Source organism: Pseudomonas sp. AC239, from assembly GCF_979258545.1.
In genome coordinates this window covers 735394-747665 of record NZ_OZ409864.1, presented here as the reverse complement: position 1 = coordinate 747665, position 12272 = coordinate 735394, and the positions used below count along the sequence as shown (strand labels likewise).

Here is a 12272-nt window from a genome sequence, read left to right as displayed (position 1 = left end):
TTACTCGGCTATTGCGTGTTGCGTATCGAAAGATATCGCCTCAGCGCCGCGCCACATCCGAAAAATAAAACTTGTCCAGCGTATGCCGTGACTCGGTGTATTCGAACTGGCGGCCGTCCTGCAGGAAGGTCTGGTTGCTGACCACGATGACGTGGCTCTGGCCGTCGAGGTCCAGATGCTGTTGATCGTCCTTGCTGCACGCAACTGCTTCGATGGTGCGCTGGGCGTAGGCGATCTGCAGTTGCAGGGTCTGTTCGATGTGGGCGTAGATCGAATGTTCGGCAATGTCTGCTGACAGGTCGGGGATCACGTCGCTGACGAAGTGGTTGATGTCGAGGATGACGCGTTTGCCGTCGATGCGCCGTACCCGCTTGATCCGGGTGATCGGGCTGCCGGGTTCGGCATTGATATGTTCAAGCAATGCACCTTCAAGCGGCACCTGACACATCTCGACCACTTCGGTGCTGACGTCGTTGCCCAGTCGCGGGTGGGTCTCCTGGAAGCTGACGATGCCGCCGAGCTGGAATTCGATCGGGTTGGTCGACAGCACGAACGCGCCTTTGCCGTGAATCTTCTGAGCGAAACCGCGCTCCTGCAACTGGTCGATGGCCTTGCGCACCGTGCCACGGCTGGCCTGATAGGTGTCCATCAGTTCGGTTTCGGAAGGCAGCCGGGCGCCGCGCTCCAAGCGCTGGGTGGTGATACTGGCAAGCAAATCGCTGTAGATCTGGTTGTATTTGCTCATGGCTGGACTCTGTGCCGACGGTGCTCAAAACCCCGAACCTTAAGGGCAGGGTAGGGGTTTGTCCATGCGGACGAAGGAAAACATCTTAAGTCAGAGTAGGAAGAATCCGCGTTTTTCTGACGTTCATCCACGGATGCAGACTCGTACAGACGAGTTGTTGCATTAACTCGTACAGACGAGTATTTTTCCTCTCGGCGTGCTGCCAATAACAACAATCCACGACGGAAGAACAAGCATGAGCCATGACTATCCGAACATTGCCCGAGAGCTGCTGGAAAGCCTCGGTGGCCGCGACAACATCGAGCAGGCGGCGCATTGCGTCACGCGTTTGCGCCTGGCGCTGAAGAACCCCGCGCTGGTGAATGTGGCCGCGCTCAATGGCGTCGATCTGGTCAAGGGTTCGTTCTTCACCGGCGGGTTGTATCAAGTGGTCATCGGCCCGGGTGATGTGGAAAAGGTTTATGCCGAACTGCGCCAGCAGACAGGTCTTGCGGCATCGACCATCGCCGACGTTAAACAGAAAAGCGCCGAGAAGATCAACGCCATGCAGCGGCTGGTGCGGGTGTTTTCCGATGTGTTCATGCCGATCCTGCCGGCGCTGATCATTGCCGGCCTGTTGATGGGCATCAACAACCTGCTCGGCGCCAAGGGCATGTTCATCGAGGGCCAGACCCTGCTCGATGCCTATCCCAACCTCGACGGGTTGTGGAGCCTGATCAACCTGATGGCCAACACCTCGTTCGTGTTCCTGCCGGCGCTGGTCGGCTGGTCGGCGGCCAAGCGCTTCGGCGGCAGCGAGATCCTCGGCATCGTCCTCGGTCTGATGCTGGTGCATCCGGATCTGCTCAATGCCTGGAATTACGGCAAGGCCGTTGCCGGGCTGGATGGGCAGCAGTTGCCGTACTTCGACATCCTCGGCCTGTTCCAGGTGGAAAAGGTCGGTTACCAAGGGCAGATTCTGCCGATCCTGCTGGCAGCCTATGTGATGAGCGTGATCGAAAAATGGCTGCGCACACGCGTGCCCAACGCGGTGCAGCTGCTGGTGGTGCCGATCACCACCATCGTTGTCACCGGCGTGCTGGCGTTGGCGATTATCGGCCCGGTGACCCGGCATATCGGCATTTACATCACCGAAGGGCTGGTGATGCTGTTCGATCTGGCGCCGTTGGTGGGCGGTCTGATTTTCGGCCTGTTGTATGCGCCGCTGGTGATCACCGGGATGCACCACATGTTCCTCGCCGTGGACCTGCAACTGATCTCCAGCCAGGGCGGCACTTTCATCTGGCCGATGATCGTCATGTCCAATCTGGCGCAGGGCAGCGCGGCACTGGCGGTGTTCTGGATGACGCGCAATGCGCGGGACAAGAGCATGGCCTCGACCTCGGCGATTTCTGCGTATTTCGGCATCACCGAGCCGGCGATGTTCGGCGTCAACCTGCGCTACAAGTTTCCGTTTTACGCCGCGCTGGCCGGTTCGGCGCTGGGCTGCATGTTCCTCTCGCTGAACAAGATCCAGGCTTCGGCCATTGGCGTCGGTGGCCTGCCCGGTTTCATCTCGATCGTTCCGCAGTTCATCCCGATGTTCGTCATCGGGATGCTGATCGCCATGCTCGTGCCGTTTGCCCTGACCTGTGTGCTGAGCATGAAGATCGTCCGTCCGGGTTACCGGGTTGCCTGAAATCAATAAAGGAGTCGCGCCATGCAAGACTGGCAACGTTCGGTGATCTACCAGATCTACCCGAAGAGCTTTCACAGCCATGCGGGCAACGCCACTGGCGATCTGCTCGGCATCGTCGCCAAGCTCGATTACCTGCAATGGCTAGGGGTCGATTACCTGTGGATCACGCCGTTCCTGCGCTCTCCGCAGCGCGACAACGGCTACGACATCAGCGACTACTACGCGGTCGATCCGAGCTACGGCAGCATGGCCGACTGTGAACTGCTGATCGCCGAAGCGGGCAAACGCGGGATCAAGTTGATGCTCGACATCGTGGTCAACCACACCTCGATCGAACATGTCTGGTTCCAGCAGGCGCGCAGCAGCCTCGACAATCCTTATCGCGACTTCTATATCTGGCGCGACCAGCCGAACAACTGGGAATCCAAGTTCGGCGGTTCGGCCTGGGAATACGAAGCGCAGACCGGCCAGTATTACCTGCACCTGTTCGACCACACCCAGGCCGACCTCAATTGGGACAACCCCAAGGTCCGCGAAGAAGTGTTCAAGATGATGCGTTTCTGGCGCGACAAGGGTGTCGGTGGCTTTCGTCTGGACGTGATCAACCTGATCTCGAAACCGGCGGACTTCCCCGAGGACGACAGCGATGGTCGGCGCTTCTACACCGATGGGCCTAACGTGCATGCGTACTTGCAGCAAATGCACCGCGAGGTCTTTGAAGGGCATGAGCTGATCAACGTCGGGGAAATGTCTTCGACCCGCCTCGAACACTGCATTCGTTACTCCAATCCGAGGTCGAAAGAGCTGTCGATGACCTTCAACTTTCATCACCTGAAGGTCGATTACCCGAATCTGCAGAAATGGGTGCGCGCCGATTTCGATTTCCTCCAGCTCAAGCAGATTCTGTCCGACTGGCAGACCGGCATGCAGGCGGGTGGCGGCTGGAATGCGCTGTTCTGGTGCAACCACGATCAGCCACGCGTGGTCTCGCGGTTCGGCAATGACGGCGAATACCGCGAGCTGTCGGCGAAGATGCTCGGCACGGCGCTGCACTTTCTGCAGGGCACGCCGTTCGTTTATCAAGGTGAAGAACTGGGCATGACCAATCCCGGCTTTGAGAGCATCGAGCAGTACCGTGACGTCGAGACCCTGAACATCTTTCGCCTCAAGCGTGAAGCCGGCACCAGCGACCTCGACAACCTGGCGGCGATCATGCAGAAGTCCCGCGACAACGGGCGCACGCCGATGCACTGGCACGCCGGGCACAACGCCGGTTTCACAAGTGGTGAATCCTGGATTGGCGTGCCGGCCAATGCTGTGCAGATCAACGTCGCGCATCAGCTGCACGACCCGGAGTCGGTGCTGCATCACTATCGACGCCTGATCGCTTTACGCCGCACTGAAGCGTTGATCTCCGATGGCATCTATCGGCAGTTGTTGCCGGAGCATCCACAGGTCTGGGCGTACCTGCGCGAGGGGACGGGCGAACGCTTGTTAGTGGTGAACAACTTTTATGGCACCGCGTGTGAGGTCGAGCTACCGGCACTGATCGACGAAACTCACGAACAGCGCTTGTTGATCAGCAACTACCCGGACTGTCCGCAACGCACACGGGTGCTGCACTTGCGACCTTACGAATCCTTCGTGCTGCACCTGACCGACCCCTGATTTTTTAACTGAATAACAACCTTTGAAAAAACACGCAGAACGCTGCGCGGGGGAGTTGTGCGCGCTGAATTCCTGCAACCACACAATAAAAACAATGGGTGGCATATGAAAACAACCATGAATTACAGCTTGGCAGTCGCCGGATTTTGTCTGGCAATGCCTACATCTTCTCAGGCGCTGGAGTTTGGCGGCTATCTGCGCAGCGGTGTTGGTACTTCGGTCAACAGCGGCAGTCAGTCGTGTTTCCAGTTGCCCGGCGCACAGACCAAATATCGCCTCGGCAACGAGTGCGAGCAGTACGGTGAGCTCGAGCTGCGCCAGGATCTGTACACCCTCGACGACGGCTCGGTGTTGAGCGTCGACGGCATGGCCTCGCTGTATAACCGCTATGACCGCAGCCTGACGTTCAAGGAAGACAACGGCTCGATTCGTTTGCCGCAGGCGTATGCGCAGTGGTCGGCGATCCCCGCGCTCAACGGCGGCTCGCTGTGGGCCGGGCGGCGTTACTACAAACGTAACGACATCCATATTTCCGATTTCTATTACTGGAACCAGAGCGCCACCGGGGCAGGCATTGAAGACGTGTTGCTCGGTGGCCTGAAATACAGCTACGCCTTTTCGCGCAAGGACAACCTTTACCAAAAGGATTACATCAACCGCCACGACTTCAATGTCGGCGGTTTCAACAGCAACCGCGGCGGAGAACTGGAGTTCGGCCTCAGCTACATCGACAAGCCCGACAGCCGCGACGCCCACCGTGGCTGGGCGATTACCACTCAGCACGTGCAGCAGGACTTTCTCGGCGGCAAGAACAAACTGGCGCTGCAATACGGTGAAGGGCCGGGCACCGGATTGGGCTATACCGGTAACGTCAGGCTCGATGACCGCAACAAGAGCTATCGCATCGTCGAGTTCTTCGACTGGCAACTGACGCCGCGTTTTGGCGGACAATTCCAGGCGGTGTATCAGAAAGATATTCGTCAGGGCGGCGCCGACCAGAACTGGCTGTCCCTCGGTGTGCGTCCGGCCTATGCACTGAGCGAGCAGTTCAAACTGGTGACCGAACTGGGTCACGATCGGGTCGAGGCGGCGGACGGCACGCGCAAGCTGAGCAAGTTCACCTTTGCACCGACCTGGTCACCAAAAGGCCCGGAATTCTGGGCGCGGCCCGAGGTGCGTCTGTATTACACCTATGCCAGCTGGAACCAGGCAGCCAAGCGTGCCGCCAACCTGTTGGCCAAAGGTTCAGCACTGTCCGATACGGGCGCCTTCGGCAACGCGCGGCACGGCGCCAATGTCGGCTTGCAGGTTGAATACTGGTGGAAATAAGCAAAGCGGCTGCGACCGCTCATTCAATCAATACAAGCTCAGGTGATGTCATGGCCACACCCCAACAATTGCAGCTGCTGGCTCCTTTATCCGGCGTGCTGATGGCGCTGGACCAGGTGCCCGATCCGGTGTTTGCCGGGCGGATCATCGGCGACGGTTTGTGCATCGACCCGACTTCGTCAACGCTCTGCGCACCGCTTGCTGGTGTGGTCAGCGACGTGCAGGCCAGCGGGCATGCGCTCACCATCACCAGTGATGCGGGTGTTCAGGTGTTGATGCACATCGGCCTGGACACGGTGAATCTCGCCGGCGAAGGATTTACCCGCCGCGTTGAAGCCGGGCAGCGGGTCGAAGCGGGGCAGGCGCTGATCGACTTCGATGCTGACTACATTGCCCTGCACGCGCGCAGTTTGTTGACCTTGATGCTGGTGGTCAGTGGCGAGCCGTTCGATTTATTGGTCGGCTCAACCGGGTTGGTCGAGGTGGGCCAGCCGGTGCTGGACGTCGTGGTCGGCGCAGCCGTCGGCGAACATCCAGCGCCGGTGCCGGGCGATGCGGTGTGCTCGTCGCCGATCAACCTGCCCAATCCCAATGGTCTGCACGCGCGGCCGGCGGCAGTATTCGCCCAAGCGGCCAAGGCATTTTCAGCGACCATCCATCTGCACAAGCTGCAAGCGCAAGCCAACGGCAAATCCCTGGTGGCGATCATGGCGTTGCAGACGGCCCATGGCGACAGCGTGCAAGTCAGCGCCAAAGGTGAAGATGCCGAAGCAGCGGTCGCAGCGCTGAGCCGCTTGCTGAGCGAAGGCTGCGGCGAAGCGGTGACAGCGTCCGCGCCGGTCGAAGCTGTTGCAGCAGAAATGCCGAACATCCTGCGCGGTGTCTGCGCCTCGCCCGGTTCGGCGTTGGGGCAAGTCATGCAGATCGTCGAAGCATCGCTACTGGTCAACGAGTTCGGCGCCGAGCCGCCAATCGAACTGGAGGCCTTGAGCCAGGCCCTGATCGAAGCCGACATGGCCCTGCAACATCTGCGCGACACCGCCAGCGGCCAGGCGCAGGCGGAAATCTTCAAGGCGCATCAGGAACTCCTGGCCGACCCGAGCCTGCTGGATCAGGCCAGGGCGCTGATCGACGCGGGCAAAAGCGCGGCATTCGCCTGGAAGACCAGCACCGACGCAACGGCGGCGATGTTCCGCTCGCTGGGCAATGCCTTGTTGGCCGAACGCGCGGCGGATCTGGATGATGTCGGCCAGCGCGTGCTGAAGCTGATTCTCGGTGTGCACGAGCAAGCGCTGGAGTTGCCGGACGACACAATTCTGATCGCCGATCAACTGACCCCTTCGCAGACCGCCGGGCTCGATACGCGCAAGGTGCTCGGGTTTGCCACCGTTGGCGGCGGCGCTACCAGCCATGTCGCGATCCTCGCGCGGGCCTGTGGCTTGCCTGCGATCTGTGGCATGCCGCTGCAAATGCTCGGGCTCGACAATGGCACGCGGGTCCTGCTCGATGCCGACAAAGGCGAACTGCAATTGCACCCTGACGCCGAGTCCATCGATCAATTGCGCACGCGGCATGAGCGCCAGCGCCAGCGTCATCAGCAGGAACTGGCGCAGGCCAGCGAGGCGGCTTGTACCCGTGACGGTCAGCACATCGAAGTCACCGCCAACGTTGCCTCGCAGGAAGAAACCGCCCAGGCCATGGAGCTTGGCGCGAGTGGCGTTGGACTGCTGCGTTCGGAGTTTCTCTACCTGGGTCGCCAGCAAGCGCCGAGCCACGATGAACAAGTGGCCACCTACAGCGCCATCGCCCGCACTATCGGGCCGGCACACAATCTGGTGGTGCGCACCCTCGATGTCGGTGGCGACAAGCCGCTGGCCTACGTGCCGATGGACAGCGAAACCAATCCCTTCCTCGGCTTGCGCGGTATTCGCCTGTGCCTTGAGCGCCCGCAATTGTTGCGTGAGCAATTTCGCGCCGTGCTGGCCTGCTCGGAGCTGACGCGTCTGCACATCATGTTGCCGATGGTCACGAATCTGGCCGAGCTGCGTCGGGCACGGCAGATCCTTGAACAGGAGGCGCGCGTGCTGGGCCTGGCGCACCTGCCGAAACTGGGAATCATGATCGAAGTGCCGGCCGCCGCGCTGATGGCCGATGTACTGGCGCCGCACGTGGATTTTTTCTCCATCGGCACCAACGACCTCACCCAATACACGCTCGCCATGGACCGCGATCATCCGCGTCTGGCCAGTCAGGCGGACAGCTTTCACCCTTCGGTGCTGCGCCTGATCGCGATGACGGTGAAGGCTGCCCATGCCCACGGCAAATGGGTCGGCGTTTGCGGCGCCATGGCGTCTGAACGCCTTGCAGTGCCGTTGCTGCTGGGGCTGGGTGTGGATGAGCTGTCGGTGAGCGTGCCGTTGATTCCGGCGATCAAGTCGGCGGTGCGCGAAGTGAATCTGGCCGACTGTCGCATCATCGCCGAACAGGTCTCGAACCTCGAAAGCGCCGCCGACGTGCGCGAAGCCTTGCAGCAGTTTCATGGGGCGAAAGTCGATGCCTCGCCGGTTATGGAGAATTGAACATGTTCGACAAATTGCAGCAGGCATTCTGGAAGGCACTGACGCCGGATCTGGTCCCGGATGAAGTTAAAGTCGCCGCCGAACCGGTTGCCGGTTTGAGCGCCGAGATCATTGCCGCGCTGGGCGGTGTGGCTAACATCAAGTCGCAGCAGCCGGTGGCGCTGACCCGGGTGCGCGTGACGCTGCAGGACGAGGCGCGGGTCGACCATCAGGCCCTGAGTGTCGCCGGCGTGGCAGGTGTCATGCCCATTGGTGATGGCGTGCTGCACCTGATCACCGGGCTGCGCGCGCAGGGCTGACAAGACGTGCGGCCGCAGGTCGCCCTTACTGTTTCTCAACTGCGGGTGTATCGTATTCGCCTTTTTGCGGGTCCCTCGGGATCTGTCGCTGATACGTGAGGTAGTTGAGTTCATGTCCTTTACCCGTCGCCAAATTCTCGGTGGCCTGGCCGGTCTTGTTGTCGTTGGCGTAGGCGCGGGAGGCGCGTCGCGTTACTGGCTGGGCAAGATGGCCGACGCCGAGGCCGGCCACGACTATGAACTGATCGCCGCGCCGCTCGACGTCGAGCTGGTGCCGGGGCACAAGACCGAGGCCTGGGCGTTCGGCCCGTCGGCGCCGGGCACCGAGTTGCGCGTGCGTCAGGGCGAATGGTTGCGGGTGCGTTTCATCAATCACCTGCCCGTGGCGACCACCATTCACTGGCACGGTATCCGCCTGCCGCTGGAAATGGACGGCGTGCCCTACGTATCGCAACTGCCGGTGCTGCCGGGCGAATATTTCGACTACAAATTCCGCGTGCCGGACGCCGGCAGCTACTGGTATCACCCGCATGTCAGCAGCAGCGAAGAACTGGGTCGTGGGCTGGTCGGGCCGCTAATCATCGAAGAGCGCGAGCCCACCGGTTTCAAGTACGAGAAAACCCTCAGCCTGAAGAACTGGCATGTCGATGAGCAAGGCCAGTTCGTCGAGTTCAGTATCCCGCGCGAAGCGGCCCGTGGCGGTACCGCCGGGCGCCTGTCGACGATCAATGGCGTGCCGTTGCCGGTGATCGATCTACCGGCCGGGCAGATCACTCGGGTGCGCTTGCTCAACCTCGACAACACCCTGACCTATCGCATCAACATTCCGGGCGTCGAAGCGAAGATCTACGCGCTGGACGGCAATCCGATCGAACCTCGGCCATTGGGCAAGGAATACTGGCTCGGCCCTGGCATGCGCATTTGCCTGGCGATCAAGGCGCCGGCGGCAGGTGAGGAGTTGTCGCTGCGCAACGGCCCGGTTCGTCTGGGCACGCTGCGTTCCGTCGCCAACACCGATGCGCCGACGGACTGGCCAAAAGCGCTGCCAGCCAACCCGGTGGCCGAGCCGGACCTGGCCAATGCGGAGAAACTCAACTTCAATTTCGAATGGGTCGGCTCGGTCTCGGTGAACACCGAAAACGGCAAACCGCCGAGCCTGTGGCAGATCAACGGCAAGGCCTGGGACATCACCGACAAGACCTGCGCCGACCGGCCGATTGCCACTCTGAAACTCGGCCAGAGCTATATTTTCGAATTGAAGAACATGACCCAGTACCAGCACCCGATCCACCTGCACGGCATGAGCTTCAAGGTGATCGCGTCGAACCGGCACAAGGTCGTGCCGTATTTCACCGACACTTATCTGCTGGGCAAGAACGAGCGTGCGCAAGTGGCGCTGGTGGCGGATAACCCGGGGGTGTGGATGTTCCACTGCCATGTCATCGACCACATGGAAACCGGCCTGATGGCCGCGATCGAGGTGAAGTGATGCGCCAGATCCGCCCGGCGGCGATCATCGACCGCAGCCGCGACCGCGACTTCATGCGCGAAGCCCTGATCCTCGCCGCACAGGGCGCCGCCCTCGGTGAAGTGCCGGTGGGCGCAGTGCTGGTGCACGATGGCGTGATCATCGGTCGCGGCTTCAATTGCCCGATCAGCACCAGCGACCCAAGTGCCCATGCGGAAATGGTCGCGATCCGCGCCGCCGCGCAGGCAGTGGATAACTATCGCCTGCCGGGCAGCACGCTGTACGTGACGCTGGAACCGTGCAGCATGTGCGCCGGGCTGATCGTGCATTCACGGGTGGCGCGAGTGGTCTATGGCGCGCTGGAGCCCAAGGCCGGGATTGTGCAGAGTCAGGGACAGTTTTTTACCCAGGGCTTCCTCAACCATCGAGTGTTGTATGAGGGTGGGGTGTTGGCGGAAGAGTGTGGTGCGGTGCTTACCGAGTTTTTTCGCGCCAGACGCGCAAAACCCGCTGAATAAATACCGCCCCATTGTAGAAGCGAGCAGGTTCACTTGCTCAAAAGACGGCATTTCAACGGCAGAAATGCGCTTGCAATATGGGAGCGGGCTTGCTCGCGAAGACGGTGATTCAGGCAACCATTTATCGTCTGACACACCGCCTTCGCGAGCAAGCCCGCTCCCACAGGGGGATCTGCGCTGTGAGATCGGGTTATTTCTTCGCGACGATAACCGCGCGCATCGGCGCCGGCAGCCCTTCAATGGTTTTGCTGTGATCCTCGGGATCCAGAAAATCGCTCAGCGATTGATACTTCATCCACTCGGTCCCGCGCTGTTCCTCAACCGTGGTCGTGCTGACATCCACACAACGAATATCGCTGAACCCGGCTCTGCGCAGCCACAATTCCAGCGCCGGCACCGACGGCAAAAACCACACGTTGCGCATCTGCGCATAGCGATCTTCCGGGACCAGCACCTGATGCTTGTCGCCTTCGACCACCAACGTTTCCAGCACCAGTTCGCCGCCCTTGACCAGGCAATCCTTCAGCGCCAGCAAATGCTCGATCGGCGAGCGGCGGTGATAGAACACGCCCATGGAAAACACCGTGTCGAAGCCTTCCAGATTCGGCGGCAGATCTTCAAACGGGAACGGCAGGTGCCAGGCATTCGGCTCGGACAAATAACGTTGCACAGCCTGGAACTGGCAGAAGAACAGCCAGTTCGGGTCAACGCCAATTACGCTGTTCGCACCGGCACCGAGCATGCGCCACATGTAGTAGCCATTGCCGCAGCCGACATCGAGGATACGCTTGCCTTTGAGGTCCAAGTGCGGCGCCACGCGCGACCACTTCCAGTCCGAACGCCATTCGGTGTCGACATGCACGCCGAACAGATCGAACGGCCCTTTGCGCCACGGCGACAGGCCCATCAAAGCGGTGCGCATCTGCGCGCGGGTTGCGTCGTCGCAATCGGTGTCGAGTTTCAAGCCATTGAGCAAATCGACTTCGCTTGGCTGGATCTTCGGCAAGGCGTCCAGCGCACTTTGCCAGCGTTCCAGATCGCCGTGGCCTTTCTCCATTTTCTTGTCGAGTTGCGCTTGCAGCGTGTTGGCCCAGTCGGCCAGCGGAGTACCGGCCAGACGGCGGGCGAGGGGGGACAGATCAATCATGGCAAGGCAATCAACGAGGCAAAGTTAAGACACTGGAACCACGGCACGACTTTCGAGAACCCGGCGGCCAGCAAGCGTTCGCGGTGTTCTTCGAGGCTGTCGGGCTTCATGACGTTTTCGATGGCGCTGCGCTTCTGGGCGATTTCCAGTTCGCTGTAGCCGTTGGCGCGTTTGAACGCCACGTGCAGATCGGTGAGCAGCGCATGCTCTTCGGCATCGTTGAAGCGCAGCTTCTCCGAGAGAATCAGCGCGCCGCCAGGCAATAGCGAATGGCGAATGCGCGAGAGTAACGCGGTGCGCTGGTCCGGGGCGATGAATTGCAGGGTGAAGTTCAGCGCCACCACCGAGGCAGGCTGGAATTGCAGCGCGAGGATATCGCCTTCGATCACCTCGACCGGCAGCAATTCCTGAAACATCGAATCCTGACCGTTGAGGTATTCGCGGCAACGCTCGACCATCGCTGCTGAGTTATCCACAGCGATCACTCGGCAACCGTCGGTGCGCACATGGCGGCGCAGGGCTTGAGTCACTGCGCCGAGCGACGAACCGAGGTCATAAAGGACGCTGTTCGGCTGGGCGAATTGCGCGGCGAGCACGCCGAGGTTTTCGACGATGGTCGGGTAACCCGGCACCGAGCGCTTGATCATGTCCGGGAACACCCGCACCACGTCTTCGTTGAAGGCGAAGTCAGGCACCTGGGCCAAAGGCTGGGCGAATAGGCGATCGGGTTCTTTGCTCACGGCGGCGTCCGGCGGTGTCGGTGGAAAAGGCCGGCATTTTAGCCAAAGTGGCGCGGGGATGCTTGGGTTGTCTGATAAAGCACAGTAAGGGCGGATAAACT

At 60.8% G+C, this 12272-nt stretch carries 10 protein-coding genes; 7 read left to right on the top strand and 3 right to left on the bottom strand.

The features are described from left to right. Nucleotides 1–40: 40 nt before the first annotated feature. Nucleotides 41–745: a trehalose operon repressor gene (treR, locus tag ACZ0AZ_RS03370; RefSeq protein WP_463538710.1), complete on the bottom strand. Its 705-nt coding sequence runs from the start codon at nt 743–745 to the stop codon at nt 41–43. Nucleotides 746–980: 235 nt separating this feature from the next. Between treR and treP the strand changes: the two genes are divergently transcribed. The 7 genes from treP to tadA all read left to right on the top strand — a co-directional run bounded on the left by treP (nt 981) and on the right by tadA (nt 10284). Beyond that, nucleotides 981–2423 (top strand): PTS system trehalose-specific EIIBC component, encoded by a 1443-nt coding sequence (treP, locus tag ACZ0AZ_RS03365; RefSeq protein ID WP_415761568.1) that lies wholly within the window; start codon nt 981–983, stop codon nt 2421–2423. Nucleotides 2424–2444: 21 nt separating this feature from the next. Further along, nucleotides 2445–4091, top strand: a complete 1647-nt coding sequence (gene treC, locus ACZ0AZ_RS03360; RefSeq protein ID WP_463538709.1) for an alpha,alpha-phosphotrehalase — start codon at nt 2445–2447, stop codon at nt 4089–4091. Nucleotides 4092–4196: 105 nt separating this feature from the next. After that, the gene (locus ACZ0AZ_RS03355; protein WP_463538708.1) at nt 4197–5420 is read left to right on the top strand and encodes a carbohydrate porin; all 1224 of its coding nucleotides are present in this window, start codon (nt 4197–4199) and stop codon (nt 5418–5420) included. A gap of 50 nt (nt 5421–5470) precedes the next feature. Then, nucleotides 5471–7999, top strand: coding sequence for a phosphoenolpyruvate--protein phosphotransferase (gene ptsP, locus ACZ0AZ_RS03350; RefSeq protein ID WP_463538707.1), 2529 nt, complete (start codon nt 5471–5473; stop codon nt 7997–7999). Nucleotides 8000–8001: 2 nt separating this feature from the next. Next, complete coding sequence (locus ACZ0AZ_RS03345; protein ID WP_129997604.1) at nt 8002–8298, top strand: PTS transporter subunit EIIB; 297 nt, start codon at nt 8002–8004, stop codon at nt 8296–8298. Between the two features lie 112 nt (nt 8299–8410). Then, entirely contained in the window at nt 8411–9787 is a 1377-nt protein-coding gene (locus ACZ0AZ_RS03340; RefSeq protein WP_463538706.1) for a multicopper oxidase family protein, read from the top strand. After that, nucleotides 9787–10284 carry a tRNA adenosine(34) deaminase TadA gene (gene tadA, locus ACZ0AZ_RS03335; RefSeq protein WP_039761462.1) on the top strand — a complete coding sequence of 166 codons (498 nt, stop codon included), beginning with the start codon at nt 9787–9789 and terminating at the stop codon, nt 10282–10284. Before ACZ0AZ_RS03340 ends, tadA begins: the two co-directional genes overlap by 1 nt. Nucleotides 10285–10474: 190 nt before the next feature. Here the strand turns inward: tadA and cmoB are convergent, their stop codons facing one another. Next, on the bottom strand, nt 10475–11431 hold the full coding sequence (gene cmoB / locus ACZ0AZ_RS03330; protein WP_463538705.1) for a tRNA 5-methoxyuridine(34)/uridine 5-oxyacetic acid(34) synthase CmoB: 957 nt from the start codon (nt 11429–11431) through the stop codon (nt 10475–10477). Then, complete coding sequence (gene cmoA / locus ACZ0AZ_RS03325; RefSeq protein WP_463538704.1) at nt 11428–12171, bottom strand: carboxy-S-adenosyl-L-methionine synthase CmoA; 744 nt, start codon at nt 12169–12171, stop codon at nt 11428–11430. The genes cmoB and cmoA overlap by 4 nt, the downstream gene beginning before the upstream one ends. Nucleotides 12172–12272 lie beyond the last annotated feature (101 nt).